17 protein-coding genes are annotated in these 25,745 nt (G+C 35.6%); all 17 read right to left on the minus strand.

Annotation, left to right across the window (positions count from 1 at the left end; translation table 11 throughout):
* Positions 1-43: 43 nt before the first annotated feature.
* Positions 44-1,036: a sulfatase-like hydrolase/transferase gene (locus tag BM296_RS13710; RefSeq protein ID WP_218157890.1), complete on the minus strand. Its 993-nt coding sequence runs from the start codon at positions 1,034-1,036 to the stop codon at positions 44-46.
* Between the two features lie 21 nt (positions 1,037-1,057).
* Positions 1,058-1,483, minus strand: a complete 426-nt coding sequence (locus tag BM296_RS19785) for a sulfatase-like hydrolase/transferase (protein WP_218157891.1) — start codon at positions 1,481-1,483, stop codon at positions 1,058-1,060.
* A 36-nt stretch (positions 1,484-1,519) separates the two neighbouring features.
* On the minus strand, positions 1,520-2,977 hold the full coding sequence (locus tag BM296_RS13715) for a sulfatase-like hydrolase/transferase (protein ID WP_091903698.1): 1,458 nt from the start codon (positions 2,975-2,977) through the stop codon (positions 1,520-1,522).
* A gap of 8 nt (positions 2,978-2,985) precedes the next feature.
* Positions 2,986-4,461 (minus strand): sulfatase family protein, encoded by a 1,476-nt coding sequence (locus tag BM296_RS13720; RefSeq protein ID WP_091903700.1) that lies wholly within the window; start codon positions 4,459-4,461, stop codon positions 2,986-2,988.
* Between the two features lie 15 nt (positions 4,462-4,476).
* Positions 4,477-5,199 (minus strand): SGNH/GDSL hydrolase family protein, encoded by a 723-nt coding sequence (locus BM296_RS13725; protein ID WP_091903702.1) that lies wholly within the window; start codon positions 5,197-5,199, stop codon positions 4,477-4,479.
* A 12-nt stretch (positions 5,200-5,211) separates the two neighbouring features.
* Positions 5,212-6,873, minus strand: a complete 1,662-nt coding sequence (locus BM296_RS13730; protein ID WP_218157892.1) for an FAD-dependent oxidoreductase — start codon at positions 6,871-6,873, stop codon at positions 5,212-5,214.
* 8 nt (positions 6,874-6,881) lie between these two features.
* Entirely contained in the window at positions 6,882-9,692 is a 2,811-nt protein-coding gene (locus BM296_RS13735; protein ID WP_218157893.1) for an endo-acting ulvan lysase-like protein, read from the minus strand.
* Positions 9,693-11,642 (minus strand): PDZ domain-containing protein, encoded by a 1,950-nt coding sequence (locus tag BM296_RS13740; RefSeq protein WP_091903705.1) that lies wholly within the window; start codon positions 11,640-11,642, stop codon positions 9,693-9,695.
* Positions 11,643-11,861: 219 nt separating this feature from the next.
* Positions 11,862-13,214 carry an alpha-L-fucosidase gene (locus BM296_RS13745; RefSeq protein WP_091903707.1) on the minus strand — a complete coding sequence of 451 codons (1,353 nt, stop codon included), beginning with the start codon at positions 13,212-13,214 and terminating at the stop codon, positions 11,862-11,864.
* A 27-nt stretch (positions 13,215-13,241) separates the two neighbouring features.
* Positions 13,242-15,611 (minus strand): PDZ domain-containing protein, encoded by a 2,370-nt coding sequence (locus BM296_RS13750; RefSeq protein ID WP_091903709.1) that lies wholly within the window; start codon positions 15,609-15,611, stop codon positions 13,242-13,244.
* 12 nt (positions 15,612-15,623) lie between these two features.
* Complete coding sequence (locus BM296_RS13755; RefSeq protein WP_245787022.1) at positions 15,624-16,517, minus strand: alpha/beta hydrolase; 894 nt, start codon at positions 16,515-16,517, stop codon at positions 15,624-15,626.
* On the minus strand, positions 16,507-19,308 hold the full coding sequence (locus tag BM296_RS13760) for a heparinase II/III domain-containing protein (protein ID WP_091903711.1): 2,802 nt from the start codon (positions 19,306-19,308) through the stop codon (positions 16,507-16,509). Before BM296_RS13760 ends, BM296_RS13755 begins: the two co-directional genes overlap by 11 nt.
* 23 nt (positions 19,309-19,331) lie before the next feature.
* Positions 19,332-21,338: a glycoside hydrolase family 97 protein gene (locus BM296_RS13765; protein WP_091903712.1), complete on the minus strand. Its 2,007-nt coding sequence runs from the start codon at positions 21,336-21,338 to the stop codon at positions 19,332-19,334.
* Positions 21,338-22,171 (minus strand): alpha/beta hydrolase, encoded by an 834-nt coding sequence (locus BM296_RS13770; RefSeq protein WP_091903714.1) that lies wholly within the window; start codon positions 22,169-22,171, stop codon positions 21,338-21,340. Before BM296_RS13770 ends, BM296_RS13765 begins: the two co-directional genes overlap by 1 nt.
* A gap of 7 nt (positions 22,172-22,178) precedes the next feature.
* Positions 22,179-23,507, minus strand: coding sequence for a sugar porter family MFS transporter (locus tag BM296_RS13775; RefSeq protein ID WP_091903716.1), 1,329 nt, complete (start codon positions 23,505-23,507; stop codon positions 22,179-22,181).
* The gene (locus tag BM296_RS13780; protein ID WP_143099076.1) at positions 23,500-24,381 is read right to left on the minus strand and encodes a hypothetical protein; all 882 of its coding nucleotides are present in this window, start codon (positions 24,379-24,381) and stop codon (positions 23,500-23,502) included. The genes BM296_RS13775 and BM296_RS13780 overlap by 8 nt, the downstream gene beginning before the upstream one ends.
* A 10-nt stretch (positions 24,382-24,391) precedes the next feature.
* Positions 24,392-25,627 carry a glycoside hydrolase family 88 protein gene (locus tag BM296_RS13785; protein WP_245787023.1) on the minus strand — a complete coding sequence of 412 codons (1,236 nt, stop codon included), beginning with the start codon at positions 25,625-25,627 and terminating at the stop codon, positions 24,392-24,394.
* Between the last annotated feature and the right edge of the window lie 118 nt (positions 25,628-25,745).

Consider the following 25,745-nt stretch of genomic DNA (forward strand, 5'->3'; position numbering starts at 1 on the left):
TTATAACCTATAGCTATACACTTACTAACTAATGGGCTATGTATCAATCAGCGAAAACAAAAGCTTTTATTCCCATTTTGCCAATGATTAATTTTTTTAGACGCCGTACGGTCTCTGGATGATAATCTGCGATATTGAGCACTTCACCTTCCGGTGTATTATGGTCATACAATTCTACTTCTCCGCTTTTATGTTGAACCAATCTGTATTGATCTGTTCGTATAGTAGTGGTATGTGCCTTAATTGCTACAGCTTCATGACCACTTGTCTTGGGATCTTTTAAAATGGGTATTAAAGATGTTCCTTTGGTAAAATTCGGAGTGGGCAAATCCGTTAATTCGCATAATGTTGGAAAGACATCGACCGATTGTACAATGGCATCACTCATCTCTCCCCTATTCTCCATCGTTGGGTCATAAATGATTAACGGAGACCTAAGGGATTCTTCAAATAAGCTATGTTTTCCCCAAATGGAGTGTTCCCCTAAATGCCAACCATGGTCTCCCCAAAGGACAACGATGGTATTTTTATCTGCACCGGTTTCCTTTAATTTTTGAATAATATCACCAACATGTTTATCTGCATAGCTTACACATGCCGCGTAATACTTTTTAAGTTCTAGAGCGAAGTCTTTATCCTTTCGAGGGTCCTTTCCCCATCGGTTATAATTCATAAATTCTCCAGAGCCGTGCCATGTTGTCTTCCCTTTTGGTTTTTCAGGATGTAATGCTGGCGGAATTTCTACATTCTCATAAAGATCTAAATAATGTTTTGGAACTCCGAATGGTAAATGTGGTTTTATAAGTCCAATGGCTAAAAAGAAAGGTTTATCCCCTTTTACCAATGCATCAATTTGTCGCAGACCTTCCTCTGCAATATACCCATCTGGATAACTTTTGTCATTTCCGTCAACAGCCTCTATAATATCCCTATTATCTGGTGTTCGCACCTTTCCGTTTGCCAGCCCATGCATGGCACCTTTTGGACTCTCCCATTCGGCAACTGGCATTATATGTTTATCCCATGCATTTGGCATTTCTGAAATATTGCTATCATCCTAGTTGTCGCCACCTCTTCCTCCAGGATGATGAGAAACTTTACCTACGGATACCGTTGTATAGCCATTGTTCCGGAACCATTCTGGCATACTGGGTGCTATACTCACATTTTCATCATTTACCCCTTCTGCTCTTTTAAATAAAGATTGATTGGATTCTCCCCTGTATTCTAAGCCATATTGCCCTGTTAGAAAAGCATATCGCGAAGGTCCGCAACTGGGCGCATTTACATAATGCCTACTAAAACCTCGGCCTCTCGCATTAAGGCTATCAATATTTGGGGAATGAATATAATTAGCTCCGAATGAATTTAGTTCTGGTCTTAGGTCGTCAATGAAGATGATTAGTACATTTTTATCCTGAGCAAATGACATAGCACTTCCATAAACCCAAAAGATAAAAGCTGCTATTACATATTTACTCATTATTATTACTTTACCGTTACATCCTTGTTTTTATATTTACTCTGATTTCACCCATATGTGACTACCTTCTAAAAGAGAATTATATTCGGTCTTTAAAAGCGATTTCATTTGAATAAACAACTCAGGTTTCTCATCAATTAGATTAACAGATTCGGCTTGGTCTTCCATTAAATTATACAATTCAAAATCTGTAAGTTGACTAGACTTTATCAATGTTTCATTACCCTCATATACATTCATTATCTGCGGTAAATATTCGCCTTCATTCTTTAGGCGAGCCAATATTTTATAATCTCCATGGCGCATTGCAACTTTGTGCTCGTTGAGCGCATTATAAAAGCCCCATAATAAGGGCGTAGACCTTTTAAATTTCCCTGTCTTTAATAATGGAAGAAATGATTCACCATCCAATTCCCTATTAGGCAATTGTGCTCCAGTAATTTCTGCAAGCGTTGGTAAAAAGTCTAAGGCTGATACTACGGCATCCGTAGTTCCATTGAACATTGGTTTCCCTATCCAATTTACTATTCCCGGTACGCGAATACCAGCTTCTGTTGTCCAAAGTTTTCTCCCCTTTAACCCTCCTGTTTGACCAAATGTTCGTTTAGCACCAGGGTAGCGTGTAAATGTTTCCGGACCATTGTCAGAAGTAAAAATTACAATTGTATTATCAGCTCCATTTTCTTTTAAATAGTCTAATAACCTGCCTACTGCTTTATCGACATTGGCAACATTGGCAAAAAATTCTGCTTCTGCCAATCCGTTGGAATATGGCAAGTACTCTTGCACTAAATCTTCTGGTGAAGCAACCGGTTCGTGAGGTTCATGAAACGTTACTTGTAAATAAAATGGATTGTCTCCCTTTCTATTATCTAACCAACTCATAGCTTCATCTACCACCAATTGGCAACTGAAACCTTCTTGCTGCCCGACTTTCTCTCCGTTTCTAACAAAATTCTTTGGGTTTTGATGACTTGGCGATGCATTGTTGTGAGTAGCGTACCAATGGTCGAACCCAAAATAATCGGGTTGTGGTTGTGCAGGATTATTAAACAAAGAGCTACAGTGCCATTTACCTACCAATGCAGTTTCATAACCTACAGTTTTTAACATTGCGGGCAATGTTTCTTCACCTTTTTGCAAATGGACTTGATCTCGCAAATCTTCACTTTTTTTAGGACCAGGTATAAAATCGTATACTCCAGCTCTATTTGGACTACGTCCCGTTAAAAGACCAACTCGGGAAGGGGAACAAACCGGTGCTGCTGAATAAAAATTGGTCATTTTAATTCCCGTTTCAGCCAGTTTATCAATATTAGGCGTTTTAATGAATGGATGTCCATAAGAGGATAAATCTCCATACCCTAAATCATCACATAGAAATACTACAATATTTGGTTTTTCAATAGTCTCTATTTGTTGTCCCCAGCTATTGTTGACACTCAATAATACTAGTATTACAACTGATGCTTTAATCGCTATTTTTTTGTACATAACTGTTCTTATTTAGCTTCTTGATTCCATAATCTAAAAGGGTCTCCGTAAGTTTCCATTTCTTCTAAAAGTAGTGCCTCCATTTCTACCAACTTATCGGCATATTTAGGGTTCTCTGCCAAATCATTTAGCATTTCCGCTGATTTATTGTGTTGAGCTATATATTCATTTGGATTTTCAGCTATATTGAATAATTGCGTTTCTTGAACCTTACCATCTAAAACATCATACTTGATCAACTTCCAATCTCCTTTTTTAACCGTTCTCATACCTGGTGTTGAACCACCTGCATATACCCCATACATTACATCTCTCAAACTTTCTTTTTCACCCATTAGCACAGGCTTAAAACTGGTACCCTGAACTGTTTCGGGAATATCTATACCAGCAAGGTCGCACAGTGTAGGTAATACATCAGACAAGTAAATATTTCCCTCTACTCGCTGATTTGCTTTTATACCAGGCCCTTTAACTATTAATGGTACCCTCCATGAGTGTTCATACAAATTCTGTTTGCCCATTAAACCGTGGCGGCCTACAGCAATACCGTGATCAGATGTATAAATAACATAGGTATTATCTAACTCGCCCATAGCCTCTAACTTACTTAAGACTTTATTTAGCTGAATATCTATATTTTCTGAACAGGCATACTCTCTACCTATCTCATTCCTTACCGTGATTTCATCCCTATTTTTCCATACTCCACTAACATTTTCTTCGTCACGTAATTCTAAATGACCATGATGAAAAGGATGTTTATTTAAATAATTATCTGGTAATGGCGGTTGCTTATCATTAGCAGTCGGAAGACTATATTTATCAGTATGGTTTGTTGCCCCATACTTTTCCAGTAATTCTGGCGTACCGTTTCTAATATCATGTGGATGAGAAAATCCGAAGTAAATAAAGAACGGATCTTCTTCTTTTACGGCACTTCTATCATCTAAATAAGAAAGTACTTGTTCTGCATGCCATGCACTACCAGATTCTTCTGTTCCTCCCCTTTTTGTAGCATCTTTGACAACTGTAAATTGCTTATTTGCTTGTGGATATGAATTTCCCACCTTACATGTACGCATGGTGTTATACCCTGCTCTATTAAAAACGGCACCTATAGTATTTTCTTCTAAATTTTCTGGGGCAGTAGGGTTTACATATCCCTGCATAGAGGGCAAACTCCATACCGTTCTACCACTCATAATCATATGTCTAGAAGGGGTACAGACCGCACCTACCATGGCTCCCATATGCCTTGCGTTTTCTACAACCATACCATCGTTAGCCAATTTGGTGATTGTTGGCGCATCTAATGACGACGTTGAATCATAGAACTTAAAATCGAACGGCGATTGGTCATCAACCAGTACAAATAAAAAGTTAGGCCGCTTTTGTTCTTTTGGTTCTTCTACTTTCTTATTCTCTTTACAGCCAAATAATGTTATCACTATTAAACTACTTAGAAGTATATATTTTTTTCTCATGGACTTAGTTTTGTATTAGTTCTTTGAAGGTTTTGCTAAAAGTTGTGATAGTATTGCGGGATAACTTTCACCAATGCTCTCTCCAGGGTTTTCAGCGCCTGAACCATATGTAATACTATCTCCAAAACAGATTATTTTCATTTTGTCGATTTTCTTATAATTCGCTTTAATATATTGATAGATTACAGTTGCAATAAAACGATAACCTAAGGATGTTGGATGTACACCGTCTTTTCTACCACTATTACTTATATTCTGTATAAAAACATCTCTGTTATGAACCGGTAATCTCATTTGTTTAAAAATACTGTGTAGGTCCAAAAATTCTATTTCTTCTTCTATGGCCAGGTGCTCCATTATTTTAGCAACTGCATTTAGTTTTTGATTTGGAGTTTGCTCATATCTTTCCCTGTCATGACGTTGAAATAAATACACACTATCAACAGTTGGTGGCGACACCAATAATACATCTGCTCCTTCATTTTTAATTGTGCCCACTATGCCCTTTAAGTGTTTTTCATATGCACTATAGTCTAGCATTTTTTTAGAATTGAGCATATCGTTGGTACCCACCATAACAATTACCAAATGTGCCCCTCTATTCAATACATCAGTTTCAATTCGTTTTTCTAAATCTATTGATGTATTACCTGCCACGCCCTCATTGAAAACTTGAGCAAACGCATCTTGAAAAGATATCATCATAAATAAAAGCAGTAAAAAATACTTTAAATTCATGCTTCGTCTTTTTTAATAACTTAAAACTTGACCATCTTTTAGTAACTTATTTTTCAACGAATCATAGTCTACCTCATGAATTTCTTGGTCTTCATTAATTGCCATGCCTGCCAAAGTCCCTGCGCTTTGCCCTAAAATCATAAATACCGGTTCCATACGAATAGAGCCAAATGCAATATGAGAACTTGAAACTGCCGCCGGTACTAACAAGTTTCTACATTCTTCTTGTTTGGGTAGAATCGTGCCTAAATGTATTTGATATGGCGCATCTGGTTCTATACCAAGATCTCCCTCATTCTGCACATAACCTTCTTTGGTAATATATCTTTGTACATTATGAGAATCCATAGCATAAGACCCCATGCCTATTGGCTTTAACACTTTACTCTTACCCAAAATTTCATTATCGGTCATTACAAATTCACCAATCATTCTTCTTGCTTCGCGTACATATATCTGATATGGCCAATGACCGTTGTCCGTAAATTCGTCTTTGGCAAGTCCCCATTTTTTAATACTAGTTCTAAATCTTTCAGGAACACTTTCATCATGACCCCAGAAGTAAAGTAAGCCTTTGTGATAATCAATATGTTCCTTTAATATCTCTTTTCGTTTTTCATAAGATGCTTCGGGGTACTCATAGTTCATTCCAATATTATCAGAACTAAAAGGACCTACATTATTGACATCTCTTTTCTTATTAGGTATTTTTCCTCCTCCAAACATTGAGTGTCTTCCGCCCTTAAATATCCTTCTCAGCAGCTCATACTGAGCTGAGTCATAATTTTCAGGTTTCTCGAAAGGAACAATATTGCCTTCAGCATTAGTAGTACATAATCTATAATTATAGGCTTGTACCCCATTATCCCCAGATCCGTTTTCACCTATGCGTCCCGTAGCTATTCTAGGAAGCACACCACTTGTAGAATCACCTGGTATGATATACGGACTAATATTTAGCTCTTGAAAGTTATGGCTATGATGATATACCCCTTTTTGTACTCCATTCCACTGTTCGTTATAAACACTATTAGCTTCCCTACCTACGTGATAATTAACTCCGGCAGCTGCCATTAAATCGCCTTCATATGTTGCATCTATGAAAATTTTAGCTTCATAAATTGTGCCGTCTAACATAGCTATTGAAGTTATCTTCCCATTCGCAACTTTAACGCCTTTTTCTCTATCTAACCACTTATCCCTGTGTATGGAAATATTATTTTCCCTTATAAAATTTTCGAAAATCTGTTCAGCAACATGCGGTTCAAAAGTCCACATTGTTTTAAATTCATCATCTATTGCTGTGGTACCTTGACCTTCGTTACCATATTCTTCCCTTGGTTGCCAATTCCAAGCATCTTTATTCTGATAATGCTTATAAACTTCTTGATAAAATTCTTTTGAAATTCCTCCAATCACCTCTTTATTACCTAAATCTGTAAATCCTAATCCGCTTGATGATAATCCGCCAATATGCTTCTCAGGACAAACAATCAGCACCGATTTATTCATTCTAACCAGTTGTACTGCTGAGGCTATTGCTGCAGAAGTACCTCCGTATATAACTACATCAGCATCTAAACTTTTGACATCATTATGCATACCATAACTAAATTGAACAAGCGCTAATACAACTACTATATTATATTTTATCAGTTTACTTATTTTCATCATTATATGTTTTAATTGATAGAGATTACCCTTAGATCACCTGCCTTAAACTGTTGTTCTTTATTATCCTGTGTTATGGTCACAGCAACTTCGTTATGCAACCACAATTCACCATCTTTTTCCTTTAGTACTACATTCCCAAATTCGTTCGCTGAAATGTTGAATCCTTTAACGGCTGCTTCTTTCCCATTTCCTATAAATATCACCCAATCTCCATTTTTTTCATTGGCAATCAATGTATAGGTAGCATCGGTAGACATTTTATTATAGGTTACTTTTTTATGATTAGCTGATGAAAAAACAACATCTTCACGACCAGATTTATGAGTGATATTTAGTCCAACAAACTCAGTATTTCCATTTTGGTCTTCAAAGCTTGAAATATTAGCTATACTTTTTCCTTCTGCGGAAGTAAAGGGTTCGTAAACCGATACAAAAGGTTTTTCCCAAGCAGCACCATGCTGTCTTGCCGCGAAGGTTAAATAAGGTTCTTTATCTACTTTGTATGGTATTCCATGATTTCCTCTAAAGGCTTTGTTGGGAGGTGATTTTATAGAAAAAACCTCACGCCCCTCTGTACCTTTCATCCATAGATTCATAAATACATCATCTTCCCCTTCTGGCATATCAATCTTCCATTCTGCTTGGTAGTCCTCTTCTAATTTAACCGATTTTTTATCCCACATATAATCCAATGCATATAGATGTCCGCCTGCAAATGCCATTTCTTCACTTGGCATTAATTTTAATGGGTTACCATCGGTATCCATTATACTCATAGATTGACCTAGATTATGGTAGTAATAATCATGAAATTTATCTCCTGCTCGTTGTTTTTTTGAACGGAAAACATCAATGTAATACCCAGTTGTTTCTCCTGTTTTTACAATACTAACTAAACGAGATTGATCACTACGGGTTTCCGGTTCTAAGAAGAAAACATCCGAATAGGTGATATCGGAATAAAAACCTTCTTTTTGCTCAGATTTTGGATACTCGCCCATAACATCAAAAGCATGGTAGCTTAACATTTCGGTATATGATGAAGCTCCGTCGACCATGACCGTATTATGTGCTGGAAACTGAGAGTAGTATTCCAAATAAATTGGCTCAAGATAATTAGCTCCCTTGCCCGGGTCTGCACCTTGAACAAAGCCTTTTCCGTACAATTCCATATTTATACCATTAGCATGCATATGATTACCTAAAGAGCCGTTTAAAGAGACCATCATCCCATCTTTACCGGTGCCCATTCGCTGTACATGCCAACTAACATTTGGGGCATTAAAGGTCTGTGTGATATAATCTTCTAATTTATGCTGCTTATATTTTGGATTTAACGACAAAGGCTTGCTTGCGAAAAAGGAAGAAATGCTTTTTGAATTTGTACCCCTATCTTTCCCTGATTGTTCTGCATCATCCGCAAATAAGCGATATAACCCGGTAAACTCATTTTCCAAATTGTCATCCCCATTTTTCTGGGCAATTCGAATCATATCTCCTATTGCCTCGGTACTTATTGGTCCATAGTATGAGTCGCCAAATGCAACTATCTGATTATTTGGAAACAGGTACTGTGGCATCATTTTTACAGCTTTACTCATAACCGGCGTGTACGGTAGAATATTATGATTAAAAGTATTGTCAAAGTCTCTAATAAAATGGGTAAGACTACTAGTAACCCCAAGTGAATAACTAGGGCATTCATTCCAAACCCCGTTACTTTCATCATATCCGTAATCTATAAACTTAGATAACGACCATTGCCTTGCCGAGGTAACGTTTAAAATGTAGTCAATATAGTATTCACGCCCTTTTTTATCTTCATAATTTTCATTATCCTGCAACACCATTGTCGCTTTTAAAATGATGTTTGCTTGATGAAGGTTCCAATTGTTCTGCGGCACTCCATTTTTAATTACCTGATCTGTCCATCTTTTAATAGTCTTGTCATACATCGCAATATTTTCTGGATGATTTGCCTCTATATAACCATGTAAAAAATCATATAGAATGGATACCTCTCTCAAAGCTTTTTCGTGTATAACTTGAAAATGTGTGAAACCTACAAGGGTTTGTATATGTCCATTCAATAAATCTATAGGTTCGCTGCGGTAAGACATACCCTCCATATAGGTGTGGAAGATGTCATACGCGAATTTTGAAAAACGCTCATCATTTTCCAGCCAATATAGAAAAGCGGCATCTCTAGCTAGCCCAATAATATCTTCATTAATAGAAACAATTATATTACCCGTTTTAGACGGTTCTGCCCACTCAAATGGATGTCCTTCTTTTGTTTTATTCGGTAAATACAATCCTCTAGGGTCATCCATATAAGGTTGTATATCTTCTAATCTAGGCTTGGCATATGGTGTTGCAGAATTACGTGATCCTGTAAACCTAACCGTAGGTACAGGTGCTTCCCCATCTGCATGAGAATAATCCACACCATTCACATATACATTGGTAGCTTTGGTTTTCCAGTACATCTGTAAACGAGAAACCATCCATTCAGCATCTGAAACGTGGCGCTCTACATGATTATCAACTTTGTCATGCAGACCTTCTAAAACTTCTTTTGCCCAAGCTTCTTTTTTAATGGTTTTCTGTAAATCCTTTTTTTCTAAATTGGTAATATATATTCTTGGATATCCTTGTTCTAAATTGGTTGGTAATGGAATTTTTGTAGTATTCTGTGCAATACTATTAAGAGTAAACAAACAGAAAAAAAATACTAAACTGAATGTTCTAGCAATAATCCCTGAATCAATTTTAGTTTTTGTAACCATTCTTGTCTCTTGGTATATATATTTAATCATTTATAATGGTGTATACGTAATCGTTAATTTCCCTTCTTTAACTTTTTTACCAGCTTCAATTCCTATTCTGTATGCAGGTGCGCCTTCCCTTAAATGTGCTACAGGAACAATCACATCTTTTATACTGACCGTAAAACCTTCACTCTGAATTTCAGCTTTTACTTTGTGATTTTCCGATTCTAAAATTACCGTAGTATCATCTATAATTTTATAAGTGTTCAGTGTCATTATAGAGGAACCAAAACTTACGTGTTCCGTTGCTTTAAATTGATCTTCAATAGTAATAGTGCCCATACCAGATTTGTCGTTTGTGATGGTTCTGGTCAAAGTCTGTAGCATAGGTAGCTCGTAGGCTGGTAAAATATTCATTACTACTTCGTCTCTAACCTCTGTGAATTTGGTTTCGGTTATAATACCTTTAAACTCAATACCATTAGATTGCAATTGATTATTAATCATTGGAACTGGATGCCCCCATGAACTTCTAGCTTTATTGTCAGGTGAAAATGCGCCTGCCCTATAAGATGGTGCTCCTATATCGCCAGTTATCATATCGGTATCTAAAAAAATCTCGTAAGTACCTACATCGCTATGGTTATGGTTCTCTGCATTATGACCTGCCTTTACTGCTATGGAGAAAGGTGTATCTTGTTTTCCTCTAGATATCACCATTCCAAAATCATTAAAATAGGTATGACCAGACATTTCAGAAATCATTATATTATTACTGACTTCAAACATTTTTGGCTTCTGCCAAGCAATTAATTGCTCTGCTGCTTCTTCCATTCTAATTTCGGTTGGCATCATAGCTCCGTAATAACTTGTAGACAAAACATAGGCAAAATTGCTTCCTTTGCTTGAGATTGAAGAAACACCATCTGCAAAAGGTGCACAAGTTCCATTCTGAATTTCAAAGCTTTGAGGAAATCTGCCTACATTCTTCAACTTCTCTGCATTATTGAATGCGAATAAATCAATTTTTCCTTCTGTATAATCGTATAAAATTTGTGCCAAATATAAATAATGACCAAAACCATAGCCCCAATATCCTAAACCTTCTGAACAATACCCATCATCACCAAAACCACTTAAATAATAATTCATGCTGTTTAAAGCTGAACCAACTACTGCAAGTCTTTCGTCATAATTTTTAGAGTTTGTTATGGTCGCTAAAACTGATCCACTTGTACAAACTGAGTTCCAATTGCTAGTACTCTTTATCCATTTGTTGTTCTCGTCTAAATATTTGGTACTTTGTAAATAGGAATCAATAATTCGTTTTTGCAGTTGCCTATTAATTTCTTCTTTTAATTGCTGTTGCAGTTTATCTTCTAACAGATAATTTGCCAATGCCAATACAGACCCAAACTTACGTGCTCCTAAATCTATTGATACGCGGCGACCTTCTAATACACCATTATTTTTATCATCATGATTTGGATGCAACCACGATTTCATACCTAATATGGAATAACTATAAGTTTCTATTTGAGGTAAAAATCGACCTTCATTTTCAAGACATTCCGCTAAAATAAAATGTTCTAAACGGTCCATAGTTCTGTAATATCTAGGTTTGTAAATTCCTCTATTACCTTCCCTATTTGCCAATCTATAGATACTATCTGAAATTGGAACCTCAGGCTTTTTATCTAATAATGCATTCGCTTTTATTAGATATTCCTTTCCAGATTTTGATTCTGCTATAGCATTCCAATATACCCTATCTGCCAACTTTGGTGCTGGCTGAAAAGATTCTTTTGGCATTACCGATTTTAGCATTTCAATTTGCTGGGGAGTTGGATAAATTGTATCCTTATCTGCATGCTTCAGATACATGTCCATATCTAAATTTAAAAGCTTTTCTTCGGTTTTATGAGAACAAGACGCTACAACTATTAACAGCGAAATTAAAAAAAGAGCGTACCATATGTTCCATTTTTTATTTACCATAATTCTGTTTGTGTCGTTTGTTACATGCTATAAAAAAATAACATTGCACCTCTTTAATTAAGATGATAGCAATGTTACTTTTTTTAATTAAAATTCAATTAAATCATAGTTCAATGTCTATAAACTATGATTCTTTTCGTGATTTTTACATTTAACTCATTCAATAACACCTCAACTAAAAAATCGATTATTGAGTACAAATATTTAAAAATCAACATTTTACAAACTCAACTTAACAACAGTTACAATTTCATCAGGTGCAGATTCTGGTAATTCTAAAACTGAGCCATCAGCTGTCTTATTTATCTTAATTTCAGTATCTGGAGCTACTAATAAAGAAGCTTTTTTCAATTTTAAATCTTTATGAAGCTTTAATTTTCCATCTTCTGGCCAATCAAAAACATGGGCGTAAATAACTCCGTCTTTAGTTGTATATCTGCCCCATTCTGGCATATCGAACGGACTTGCTTTAGCGCCATAAACTGACTCACCATTAGCATCGGTCCACTCACCCATCGCTTTTAATCGTCTAATACTTTGTGAAGGGAATCTACCAAAACCATCTGGTCCAATATTCAATAAAAAGTTACCTCCTTTAGAAACGATATCCACTAGTTTTTGAATTAAGTCTTCGCTACTTTTCCACTTAGTATCATCTGGCTTATAACCCCAAGTACCGTTCATGGTCATACATGCCTCCCAATCTTCGGCAATACCAGTTGCAGGTATTTCTTGCTCTGGCGTACCAAAATCACCCGCAAAATTCCCTTCCATATCCATGCCTTCCATTCCTTTTCTTCCTTTATCTACACGGTTGTTTATAATAGTATTCGGTTGCATTTCTCTAATGAAACTATACATTTCCTTACCCATCTCTGATGTATAATCGGCAATCCAATCCCCATCGAACCAAACCACATCTATATCTCCATAATTGGTCAATAGCTCTTTAACCTGTGGTTTCAGATAGTTTTTATAATATTGAGGAAATTCAGGATTTACAACACTTTGATCTTTCTGACCTGCATTATAATTTGGAAATAAATTACCCTGTGCCTGTGGATGATGCCAGTCTACGATAGAGTGATAAACTCCAAATTTTATTCCTTGCTTTCTTGAAGCTTCAGCTAACTCTCTAATAATATCTCGTTTAAAAGGAGCCGCATCCATAATATCATAATCAGATACTTGAGAATCCCAAAGTGCAAAGCCATCATGGTGTTTTGAAGTAATTACTATATATTTCATTCCGGCATCTTTAGCCATTTTAACCCAATCATCTGCATTAAATAATTCTGGATCAAACATAGCGGGAAACTTCTCATATTCCTCAATGGTATAATCTAATTTATCCATTGCCCATTCGGCACCACCGCCAGCTATTTTTTCTCCTCTTTCCCCTCCGATTATAGAGTATGCACCCCAGTGAATGAACATACCGAATTTGGCATCTCGCCACCACTCCATTCTATCATCGTCAGACAATTGTACCGCCTTCTTCGTTTGAGCACAGCCCATATTCATACTTGCAATTAACACAAGTACCGTTAGTGTTTTAGTTAGTTTATTCATTTCGTTGTTATTTACTTAGTTAGATTTTTATTTTGTTTTGATAGATAGTATTTTCTTTGCTTGATTGCGCATTACCACTACTTCAAGTTTTTCTCCTTGTTGAAGCTCCTGATCGATGGTAAAAAAGTCCTTTACATTTTTTACTGTTTTACCAGCTGCCTTTATAATTACATCTCCTTTTTTTAATCCGTTGTTTTCCACTGCCGGACTTTTACTCCATACCCCTAAAACAATTACACCGTGGGGAGAATTTAAACCGTACGCAGATTGCTCTTGTTCAGAATCAACACTTTTTAAACTATTACGCAGCCATTCTACAGTTGGGCTAGCTTCCTTTTCTGTATGATTATTAGCACGAAATACAGGGACTTCAGGAGTTTTAGCTAAGCGTTTTAATTCTAGAGTTTGTACCCCAAACTCATCCATAGGAAAATTGTTGAATTCAATAGCCGATATTAGAGAATCGGCAGTTGCCGTAAAATCAAGTTTAGCGGGATCTTTAAATTTGGGGTCTCCAAAAACACTATGAATATCTCTACTATAGATTTGAGATTTTAACATGCTTTCTTCATTTGGAAAGAGATTATAATCCAAGTCTTTTCCCCATCCTTTTAAACTTACATCTTGATAAGATTTCGCAATAATGTTGTGTTTAAAAACATCTAAACTCTTAGCAAACCAAACATGTGGATGCAAAGAATTATTTACCATAATATTATTCTCTACAATCCTTTCAAAACCCTCTCTCAATTTTATACCATTATTAAGACAGAGATTATTATATATGTGATAGTTAGAAGAACCATCATCTAAATCAATATCCCAACCATGGTCACATCTAAATCTGTTTTGACGAATTGTAGTTGTTTTTACAGCATCCCAAGTGTACATTTCTGGATGCTCTACAGCCAAACTATCCATCACTTTTCTATTTGGATGCCAAAAGCGGTCTCTACCCCAAGAATTAAAAGAACCGTGATCACTAGTTTCTAGTACTGTATTAAATACATCGTTTTTTTCAATAATATGTCCGCCCCAGGTACCATCGCCAATATTTATACCTGCTCTGGGCACATCATAAATACTATTATTTTTTATAGTAATATCCATAGCCATTGCTATTTGAACACCCGCTGTTTGTTTTTCAGTTCTACCTATTCGATGTATTAAATTATTCTCTACCAAACTGTTTCTTGGGTACAATTCGTTTTTAGGACCTGACAACGTATCCATTTCGGAAAAAGGAACTATTTCACCATATTGAAATGCCGGAGATCTAACTGCGGAAGGATCACCTATAAAACTAATAGCGCTTGCCCCACAATCGTAAATATGATTCTCCGTAATCTGAAGGTTGTTATTATACTTACTTGCGAGTATGGCATTACCACCCAAATCTTTAAGAATACATTGTTCTATTTTACAATTTTCCGTCCCTTCAAAAAATACCACTCCGCCTCTATAAATTGTCCAATCGCTGCGTAAAAGCGGTTCGTATTTTTTCATAAAAGTGCGCTTGGTATGCTGCAGGGTAATATTAGAAATTGTAACGTTCTTCACTGGGTCTTTCTCGGTTCCAACCAATTGAAACAAATCTTTTAATATTGAAACCTCAACTATTGCACTTTCTAAATTTGTTTCTATTGTAGGATATATATACAACTTAGAAGCGTCTTTATCTAAAAACCATTCGCCTGGTGCATCTAATTCTTCTAACACATTTTCTACCATACGATATTCTTCATGTGGTTTTGATGGTCTATTGTTTTGATGCCCGCCTTCTAATTTTGCAGTTCCATCATCATTAACTCCTGTTATTCTATAATGGAATCCGCCCCATTTTCCATTATGCAATACATGAAAAAAGGATCCGACTGGATTTTTCCATGTAGATATTCTTTCTTTACTAATTGCATCTGCCGCATGCCCTTGCCAATAACCACCCTCTTCATTATAATTAGGATACCTCGCAAGTACTTGAGGTGTTCCGTTTATAATCAACTGATCAAAATCTATATTGGCAGGTACTTCAGTGATGTAGATTTTATCTTCATACTTTTGCCAAATAGGATGTAACAATTGCGATCCTTTTATATGTACTTGTGAAGCATTTACCCCGGTAATTGTAAGTCCATTTAATAAAGGTTTAATAACTACTGGTTCCTCTAAATAATACTCACCTTTAAGAAGTGTAATTATTATTTTGGTCTTAGGAAATGATTTTTTCACTTCCTCTGCTTTTTTAATTGCTTCGGGTATGGTTGAAAATGGATTTACTTCTGATCCATCACCTTTTGCCTGTTCTGTCGGATTTACAAATAGCTCTATTGACTTATTTTCTGGTGTACATGAAAACATCAGAAACATCATTAACAAAATGGGTATATATCTATTCATAAATGTGACTTATTATAATGTAGGTTGCCCTTTGATATAACCAAGTGAGGATAAAAATTTATCGACTTCACGAGTTGTAATCCTATAATATTTATCGGTGTCTACTCTTTTATTAAAGAAACCATGACCTTGACCCTCATAAATTAATACTTCGCATCTGCTCCCTACGGCATCCATTCTTGCCTTGTAATCATCGGCAACGGAAACAGGAATTAAATGATCTTTGTCGCCCAGAATAAATAATGTTGGCGGAGCTCCTTTTTCTATATTATGAATGGGAGAAATAGTTAAATACGCCTCACCCATTCTTTCATGCTGAAAGCCACCGGGACCATTATCAACTACAGCATTGTATAATACCAAGGCACTCACTTTTGTATTGACCGAAAGATCATCTGTACTTTCATTGACACTTGGTAATAAAGACACGGCAGCAGCTAAATGACCACCTGCAGACCCACCTGATGCTACCATTTTTGTATTATCTATATGTAATTCTTTTGCATGTTCTTTTAAATATCTTATTGCCGATTTAGCATCTTTTACAGCTTCATATGGCGTAGTATCATGTCTGCTTTTTACCCTGTAATCTACTAATACGGTAACCATACCACGAGATGCAAAATACCCAGCTTGATCTCTAAATTGGTCTACTGTACCGCCGTTCCATCCACCACCGTAGTAAAAAACAATTGTTGGGTACTTTTTGTTCTTCTTTACATTATCAGGAAAATAAAGTTCCATTTTTAATGTATCGGCATCAACAATCTTATAGATTAATTCCTTTACCTCTTTTCCAGGAATTTCGCTACTAAACTTCTTTTGCCCATATACAGAGACGGATAGAAACATGACCAATAAGCATATGCTCCATTTTGTAAAATAGTTTTCTTTTCTATTCATCATTTGTAATGTCTCTTATTTTTACTATTGCTTTTGTATAGCCTTTAGATAGTCTAAATTCTAATTGCTCACCATTTACCCAGCTTTTCAAACCCTTTCTAGTGTCAATTAGTTTCTCCCCTTCGTATATAAATAATATAGCTTCTTTACCTACTTCTGGCTGTGGAATATTAAACATTATTGGATCGCTATTCTGTATCGTTATTTCTTCTTTAGTAATTTCAAATGAGACCGTAGCTGAATCACCTGTTGCCAAAACACCCCAATTTTCTTGTTCATATTTATACATACCCGATAGAAATATGAACGAGGGGCTATTTTCTTTCTTTCTTACAATTGATAAAAATCCGTTTTGAAATAAACCTTCTTCCTGTATTATGGCTTCATCAGAATCATTTACCGTAAATCTATCTTTTGTAATGCCATCTGCAAACGTTACCTCAACAAATTGCGTACTTGCATTTTTTTCTGATTTTGAGAACTGAACATTAGAAATTGAATTGGTCCCATCTTTTGAAGCAGGATTGAACACCATTGCAAATGGGTTATTCCATGCTTCTGCATTACGTTGTACAATTAATGTTGGTATAGGTTTATCTACCAATAATTTTGGTGCCGTACCATTTGTTAAAGCTTTAGATTTTGGAGCCATTGCGGTATATACCGATTGATCTGTACTACCCTTAACAAATACCTCCATTAAGTTTGTAGCGTTCTCACCGTTATTGAATTTGAAATTTGCTGTAAAGTCTTCTGCTATTTTTACCTTCTTTTTCTCCTTCAAATAATCATAGGCTGCTAAGTCTCCTTGATGACTACCTAAATCATTAGTGCTTTCTAAAGCTAAGGCGTTTTGATTGTTTTTTATTGTTAGCTCCGTACCAAGATTATGGTAAAAATAGTCATGCCGTTGAACACCTTCATTTTGCTTTTTAGACCTAAAAATATCCAAAACATAACCTTGACCAGATGGTCCTAGAATGGAAGATGTAAACCGTTGTTGTTTTGCTTTTGTTTTAGGTTCCAAAAATGAGACATTTGAATAAGTAACCTTATCAAAACTGGGAGATTCACCGGATAATGGAAAACTATTTTCCAATTTAAATGTATGATAGCTACGCATAGCTTCATAATCTGAAATACCGTCTACTACTACCGTATTATGAGCGGGCATTCTAGAATAGTATTGTCGGTGATCATCATGCCAATAGCTTGAACCTTTTCCCATATCCGGACCTAGAACATAGCCAGCTGCATATAGTTCAATAGATACTCCATTGGCATGTGTATGGTTTCCATATGAGGCTGTAGTAGCAACCATCATAGCGTTTTCACCAGTTCCTATCCTTTGGTTAAACCAACTGACATTAGGTGCATAAAACGTGGGTGTTGTCAATTGCATTTTTGACCCATCATTAACCTTTTCGAATTCTAGAGAATCTACATAGAAGAATAATTGAAAAAGGTCTTTTGCCTTTCTTTCATAATCTCCTTCTACAATCATATCATTCAACAAACCAGCTATCGTTTGCAATTTGTCTTTCTGATCATATTTATTATAATTGGCTATCAATAATTCAAAGTTTTCTGCTGGTAATTTTTTGTGGTTAGAATCGCCGAAGCCTATGGTATACCCTGATGGAAATAGATATTGAAATGATGATAAGGCCGCCTTTTCAACTACAGGAAAATTTGCTAATTCATTGGTATTAGTCGCATTATCTAAAAGGGTGATAATATTTAAAAGTGTGGTAATTACGTGAACCGAATACGAAGCAGATTCTGGCCATATGCCGTTTGTTTGATCATATACCAATAAAGATTCTTTAAGAGCTGTTTGCCTGTCGGTAGAAGTTTCAAACGTATGTTCAATAAAATACTCACTACCCTTGCCGTTGTCATACTTTTCATTTGGTTCAAGAACCAATGCTACGTAGGTTAGAAATCTCGCTTGAAAAAGATTCCAATTGTTATTCGGAATTCCATTTTTTATGATCTGGTCTCCCCACTTTTGAAAAACGGCTTCACTTTTAGATACATCTAATTTATGCTCATTAAAATAGTTATATAAAAAATCATAAGATGTGATGAGGTGTACCAATACTTTTTCATGAATTACCTCAAAAGTTGCTAAGCCCGAAATAAACTGTTGATTAGAATTACTTAAATCAACTGGTGCATCTCTATGATACATTCCATCAATGTAAGTCATGTAAACTGGTGAAGCAAACTCTGCATACACCTTATCACCCGTTAACCAATATAGAAATGCTGCATCTTCTATAAGTGACATAACCTTACGATTAATACCTTCAATTATATGACCCGCTTCTTTCGGATGTACCCATTCTTTTTTACCTGTTTTCTTGTGCTCTAAATATAATCCTCTAGAGTCGTCTAAATATGGCTCTACTGTTTCTAAAGAAGGTGTTTTGTACTCTGTAGCCCAATCTCTTGTACCTGAAAAACGTACCGTTGGCACAGGAGCACTACCTTCTGAATGAGAAAAATCTCCTTCTTTTAAATAGACTTTATCATGCTTAGTCTTCCAGTTCATTTGTAATCTAGAAACCAACCATTCCGAATCATTTTGCCACAACTGAATATACTTTTGTAAACGTTCTTTTTTTCCTGCAATCAGTTCTTTCTTCCAAGCTACATTCTCAATAGATTTAAGGAAAGCAGCTTTGTTCTGATCTGTTATATATACTCTTGGGTGTATTGGTTCTTGAGCAAGAGCTGTTGAACTACAAATTATTGCAAGCAATAACAATAGTACACGAAGCCTTTTCATTATATTATAATTATATGATTTCACTATTCATCTTTATTTAACGGAACTATGTGCATAGTAAATCCATTATTCGGTTTTATTTCAATGCCAATTGTATCCGATTGCATTAATTGCATTTCTTCAATTTTCACTTTTGTTCTAGAATTAATGTTTTCATCATCGGTATATAACTTTGCCGAATAGGTGGTAGCATCATTTAAAAAATTGAAATCTAATTTCAAGTCTTGTGGTAAATTCCCATTAATACCACCAATAAACCAATCGGATCCCTTTCTTCTTGCTATTACGCCTATTTCACCAATTGTAGCATGTAAGACTTTTGTTTCGTCCCAAGTTGTAGGTACAGCATCAAAAAACTCAAGTTCTGACTCATTACCAATATGTCTGGTATCGCCCCAAAGTCCGTCTTTTTTCTCTAACGAAGAGGCAGGTTTATCATACCAATAAAGTAATTGTAACGGACTAAAAAGACACACGGTTTTTGCTAATTGCGAGGCGTGAGAACCCATTTTATCTACTCTGCTATTATAATAACAAACTGTATTGTCTGCAGCACCAGCCAACATTCTTGTAAACATACTAATTAGAGTATGTTCATTTGAAGGACTCTCTTCATCACCAGCAATGCCTTCTTGAGTTAATAAGTTAGGGTATGTTCTGGAGAAACCCGTTGGGCGATACTCATCATGAACATCTACTACAAAACCTAAATCCGCGGCTTTTTTTATAGCGTTATGTAACCATTCAGTAGCTTCTTGATCGCCTACACGTACAAAACCAAATTTTATACCCGCAACTCCCCATTTTCTGTATAGCGGTAATATTTCATCTAATTGTTTTTCTAGCGCCCTTCTATTAACATATAAAATTACACCTACACCTTTTTCTTTGGCATATTGGGTAATTGCCTCAATATCAAAAGGACCTTTTGAGCGTTTTGGGTCTAAAGTAATCGTAGTAGCATCAGACGCCTCATACATTTCATTACCGTACCAACCAGCATCAAACAATACATATTGCATATTATGTTCAGCTACAAAATCAATAGCAACTTTACCGCCTTCTGTTGTTAAGGTTGCTTCTCGTAAAGCTTTTCCAGGAATAACCCATGAATCATCTTTTAACATACTTGGTGCACTCAAATTTTGAATGAGATAGTTGTTCTCCAATAATTCACCTTCGTTCTCCCCCATCATAACTACGCGCCAAGGCGATTGAAAAGGTAATTTTCGCTTTACTTTAAATATATCGTTATTTCGTTCTGATACTAATGCCCCCGTTATAGTATCTTGTTTTTCTTCTGCCATTCTACCATCTAAGGAAGATTCAATACTGAAGTCTGAATTTGTTCCTTTAGAATAACTTAATCTAGCATAGTCCACCAGATTTGCCTCTGCCAATGCAATCTTGACACTATCGCTAATTTCTATTAATAAAGGTCTTTCAATACCTGTTTCTAACTGTGATAGGGGAATCTTTTTATACGCTCCTTGGGCGGTTAATACTCCTTTTTCACGCTTTGGAGTTGACCAAAGCATATGATCTTTGTTGAAATTATAATGAATTTTCTCATCAAGCTCTAACTCCTTTACTTCTCCTTGTTCAGGAATTTCATAAGCAAATGCAACGCCTTCATTATAGGCTCGAGCAATAAAATTTATAAGAACATCTCCTTTTTTTAGATGAATTTTAATTTCCTGATAATTATCTGGCACCTCACTTAGTTCTCCAAACCTTGTAGTCCAGCTATTTTCTACTTTATTCTCATCAACTTTTAAAACAGACCAATCTCCTTTAAAGTTGAAATGGTTAGATTTGATTTCTACTACCGAAGGAAGCAAAACAAGCTTATCCTCGTACATTACCTCAAAACCTATACCGCCTGTTTGGTCAGTAAAAACAGTAAATACATTTTCCCCGTTAGGTGATACCACAGTATACTCCGATACTTTAGAGCATGATAAGTTTAAAACAATAACCAGCAGTAACGCTAATGAGTTTCTATTTTTAAAAAATGGATTTAACAGCATTAGCTTTTTGTTGAATTATTATTGAAAAAATCATTAAAAAACAACAACTGATACTTAATAGAATTTCTCCAGTAATCAGTATTATGCTTACCGGGTCTTTCCGTGTAATCATGCGGAATTTTTCTTTCTATTAATTTTTCATGTAGCCTTTTATTATCTGGATAGAAAAAATCCTCCGTTCCGCAATCTATTTGAAATGTCAACTTTTTGTCACTAATTAGATGCACCAAATTAATTACACTATTCTCCTCCCAATACTTTGGATACTCCGTTATACTACCCAAACGTTTTTGAATCTCCCATCGTAATCCGTAAGGTCGTAAATCCACACCACCACTCATACTAGCTGCAGCTCCCCAAATATCGGTATGCCTAAAAGCCAAATATAATGCACCATGACCACCCATACTCAAACCAGAAATTGCTCTACCTTTAGCTTCTTTTTTGGTATTATATTTTTCATCAACTGAGGCTATTAGTTCTTTTGACACATATGTTTCATATTTATAAGTGGAATCTATAGGACTGTCTAAATACCAACTTGTTCTTTCACCATCAGGACATACTATAATTACATTATAAAAATCTGAATACTCCTTTAGTTTAGGTGCTACTTTTAACCATGTTTTATAATCTCCTCCTGCACCATGCAATAAATACACTACTGAATACGTATCGCTTTTTTTAGAATACCCATCTGGAGTGATAACTACATTTTTAATATCCTTATTCATTGCATTACTATGCACAATTAGCGTATCTACATCACCGGCAAAAACAGAAATGGTGATATGAAATAATAGAATTATGCACCCAAATACTTTCTTACTCATACTATAATTATTTTTTATTCAACATTAATTCCTCTAACTCTTCAAGAGTTTTGCCTTTTGTCTCTGGCATCATAAAAGCTACAAAAAGTAACTGCAAAACCATCATTGCAGCAAAAAAGAGAAATACCACTCCCGCCCCTATTGCGGGGTGACTAAATAAATATGGAATCAGTGACGGAATTAATGCCGCTAGTACCCAATGCGTTGTACTACCGAACGATTGACCCGATGCCCGCAAATGATTTGGGAATATTTCAGAGATAAACACCCAGATTACAGCTCCTTGACCAACGGCATGCGCAGCTATAAAAAGAAATAGAAATATAGGAACCGCCATACCTGACCAGTTTAAGAAAAATGCCATTGCAACTAAACTTAATGAGATTATATAGCCAATTGAACCAAAATACATTAAGGTTTTTCTCCCTAATTTATCTATTAAAAAAACTCCTAAAAGTGTAAAAATTAAATTGGTGACCCCTATACCTACACTACTTAAAAGTGCGGTACTTTCACCTAAACCGGCTTCTTCAAAAATTCTTGGAGCATAGTACAAAAAGGCATTTATACCGGAAAATTGATTGAAAAAAGCAATTAAAAAGGCTAAAACAAGTGGAAAACGATATTTTTTGATAAAAATAGTTTCTGAAGTATCGGGCTTTTTGTTTCTACCATCAATAGATTTTAATTGTTGCTCAACATCAATATCTGGATTTATTATTGCCAATACTTTCTTGGCTTCTTCTATTTTGTTTTTTGATAATAACCACCTTGGGCTTTTAGGTAGTTTCAATGCAAAAAGAATATATAAAACAGCAGGTATAGCTTCCACACCTAACATCCATCGCCAATCGTTTTCTCCACTACCACTTAATAAATAGTTTGATAGAAAGGCTATTAAGATACCAAAGACAATATTGAATTGGTACATAGCTACTAACTTTCCGCGTTCCTTAGCTGGTGAAATTTCAGAGATATAAGCTGGTGCCGCAATGGTAGAAGCTCCTACCCCAATACCACCTATAAATCTAAAAAGGGCAAAAATATAAGGGTCGTTCGCCAATGCCGAACCTATTGCTGAGAATGCGAATAGTACCCCAATAGCTATCAAGGTGTTTTTTCTACCATATATATTGGTAGGCTTACCACCAAAAATAGCACCTACTACGGTGCCCCATAGTGCCATACCCATTACCACCCAACCATGAAAGGAATCTGATGATTGCCATAGTTCTTGTAATTTCTTATCAGCACCTGAAATAACAACTACATCAAAACCAAATAGAAATCCGGCTAATGCAGCGGTAATAGACCATAAAAGTATTTTTTTACTCATTTTGATTCTCTTCTTGATTTTCAATAATTTGTTTTACATCATCTGGATGGGTCTTTTCCTTACCAGTTAGTAAATACACTATCATACCTGCATCCGAAGGATCAAAATCTCCTTTTTTAACACACGTTAATTGTCGTTCGTACAACCAATCTAATTGCTTTGCTATTTTGGCTGAATGCTGTCTTATTTTAGACGTATTAATCCAATTATAAAGTTCTTTCGGTGCTTTTAATCCTTCATAATCGGCACCTCCATTTTGGTCTACAATTTGGTCTATTTTCAATCCTTTAGATTCAAATTGTTCCTTAATTTCTTTTAATGTCCATCCACTATGTTCTTCCCATTCATATGGCTTATCGGCATGATTGTTATTCCAATTAGAATGTGAAATTAACCGAACAAATTTTAGCTTGTTCGCATCTGCCATGGCAATAGCAGACCCCACTAAATGCATTGGACCCGCTGCTATGATATACAATCTATTGTTTTGCGAAGATGTATTGATTTCCTCGGTTATGCTTGTTATAGCAAAATCACTCTGTGCTACCGCTTCAATAAACCGTGAGTTTTTAAAATTGTATATCGTTTTACCTTCTAAAGCACTTTTCTGCATTTGTTCTCTACCATTGTCCTTTTCTATATTGCTACCCCATATATGATCACTAAAGGTGCAAATTACTAAACTATCTTGAAGTCCTTTAGCGGCAAGCAATGCCAAGGACATTGGTGTAGCCGCCCAATCATCATGATCATGTTCGTTACCATCTGAACTTATAAGTATTCTTCCTTTAGTATATGGTATAGATTGTGAAATAGTGTTTTGATAAACTAAAAACACAAGCAATGTTATAAGAAAAATTGACAGTTTTTTCACAGAGCAGATTTTAAGATTTAGCTAGTTCAGTTGAATTGTCTTCATCCATTTTCTGTAACCTTAATAATGCTTCCATATAATAATAGTCTGCATATATGATTGGTACATCAATTTCAGATTTATGTGGTAAATGCCCTGTTGAATGTAATAAAAGAGCCTGATTGGTATCTCCACTATAAAATGGTGCTTCAGATAACAAGTTTATCATTCTTCTAGCAGCCGATACATATTTTTTAGATTGTTCTTCGTTTTTTACAAACTTTGACAATTCTAATAATCCACAAGCGGCTATGGCAGCTGCAGAAGCATCTTTTGGAACATTAGGGATATCTACATCATCAAAATCCCAATATGGAATACCATCTTCTGGCAGTCTATTTAAATAATGCTCAGAAACTTTTATAGCGGTATCTAAAAACTCTTTTCTGTAGGTTTCTCTATAGGCAACACTAAATCCATAAATTCCCCAAGCTTGACCTCTCGCCCACATAGATTCATCTGCATACCCTTGGTGCGTTTGCCCTTTTAGAAAATCTCCCGTGGTTTCATCAAAAGAGCCTACATGGTATATAGCACTATCTTTTCTAACTAGATTTTTCATGGTCACCAAAGCATGGCTTTCCGCTACATTATACAAATCTTGCTTACCTCCATTTTTTGCTGCCCAAAACAAAAGTTCTAGGTTCATCATATTATCTATAATAGTATTATGTCTAAACTGTGTTTGTGACGGCCATGATAATATAGATCCTACATTAGGGTTATAAAGGGTAGCTAAAGTATCTGCAGCTGCCAATAGCACATTTTTATACTCTTCATTTTTAGTTAACCTATAGCCATTACCATAACTGGTATATAACATGAAACCAATATCATGGTTTTCTGCAGCACTATATGCTATTGTTTTTAATGGTTCCGTAAATTTTTCTGCTTGTAATCTTAGTTGTTCATCTCCTGATGCTTCATAGGCATACCAAATTACTCCAGGCCAAAAACCACTACACCAATCTTTTACACCTACCAATTCCCAATTAGTTTGCCCATTAGGAATATTTCTTGCAAACCCTTGATCTGGTGTCAATTCCTTTAAAGTCTCTTTTGTTTTTTCTACGTTTTGCGATAATATCTTTTCAATATCAACTGAATTGTCCTCTTTATGGTCGGTACAATTGGTTAATGCTACTGCGAAAAGTAATAGGAATAATCGATTCATATTTTTCTTAATAATTAGGCAAATTGATGCCATAGTTTGTAAATGTTTAATTCAGTAAAAATGATTCTGAAAAGGAAAATTTTACTGATGAAATTGATGATGAATTACTGTTAAACAAGTTTATTAAGAATGTCTTTTGAAGGAGATAAAC

This window comes from Maribacter stanieri (assembly GCF_900112245.1).
In the GTDB taxonomy this organism is placed as follows: domain Bacteria; phylum Bacteroidota; class Bacteroidia; order Flavobacteriales; family Flavobacteriaceae; genus Maribacter; species Maribacter stanieri.

Excerpts from the sequence above, each read along its gene's own strand:
- BM296_RS13710 (WP_218157890.1), bottom strand. The coding sequence starts at position 1,036 with ATGCCAAATGCATGGGATAAACATATAATGCCAGTTGCCGAATGGGAG.
- BM296_RS13715 (WP_091903698.1), bottom strand. The coding sequence starts at position 2,977 with ATGTACAAAAAAATAGCGATTAAAGCATCAGTTGTAATACTAGTATTA.
- BM296_RS13740 (WP_091903705.1), bottom strand. The coding sequence starts at position 11,642 with ATGGTAAATAAAAAATGGAACATATGGTACGCTCTTTTTTTAATTTCG.
- BM296_RS13730 (WP_218157892.1), bottom strand. The coding sequence starts at position 6,873 with ATGATGAAAATAAGTAAACTGATAAAATATAATATAGTAGTTGTATTA.
- BM296_RS13775 (WP_091903716.1), bottom strand. The coding sequence starts at position 23,507 with ATGAGTAAAAAAATACTTTTATGGTCTATTACCGCTGCATTAGCCGGA.
- BM296_RS19785 (WP_218157891.1), bottom strand. The coding sequence starts at position 1,483 with ATGAGTAAATATGTAATAGCAGCTTTTATCTTTTGGGTTTATGGAAGT.
- BM296_RS13735 (WP_218157893.1), bottom strand. The coding sequence starts at position 9,692 with ATGATTAAATATATATACCAAGAGACAAGAATGGTTACAAAAACTAAA.
- BM296_RS13765 (WP_091903712.1), bottom strand. The coding sequence starts at position 21,338 with ATGCTGTTAAATCCATTTTTTAAAAATAGAAACTCATTAGCGTTACTG.
- BM296_RS13785 (WP_245787023.1), bottom strand. The coding sequence starts at position 25,627 with ATGGCATCAATTTGCCTAATTATTAAGAAAAATATGAATCGATTATTC.
- BM296_RS13755 (WP_245787022.1), bottom strand. The coding sequence starts at position 16,517 with ATGATGAATAGAAAAGAAAACTATTTTACAAAATGGAGCATATGCTTA.
- BM296_RS13760 (WP_091903711.1), bottom strand. The coding sequence starts at position 19,308 with ATGAAAAGGCTTCGTGTACTATTGTTATTGCTTGCAATAATTTGTAGT.
- BM296_RS13720 (WP_091903700.1), bottom strand. The coding sequence starts at position 4,461 with ATGAGAAAAAAATATATACTTCTAAGTAGTTTAATAGTGATAACATTA.
- BM296_RS13725 (WP_091903702.1), bottom strand. The coding sequence starts at position 5,199 with ATGAATTTAAAGTATTTTTTACTGCTTTTATTTATGATGATATCTTTT.
- BM296_RS13770 (WP_091903714.1), bottom strand. The coding sequence starts at position 22,171 with ATGAGTAAGAAAGTATTTGGGTGCATAATTCTATTATTTCATATCACC.
- BM296_RS13745 (WP_091903707.1), bottom strand. The coding sequence starts at position 13,214 with ATGAATAAACTAACTAAAACACTAACGGTACTTGTGTTAATTGCAAGT.
- BM296_RS13750 (WP_091903709.1), bottom strand. The coding sequence starts at position 15,611 with ATGAATAGATATATACCCATTTTGTTAATGATGTTTCTGATGTTTTCA.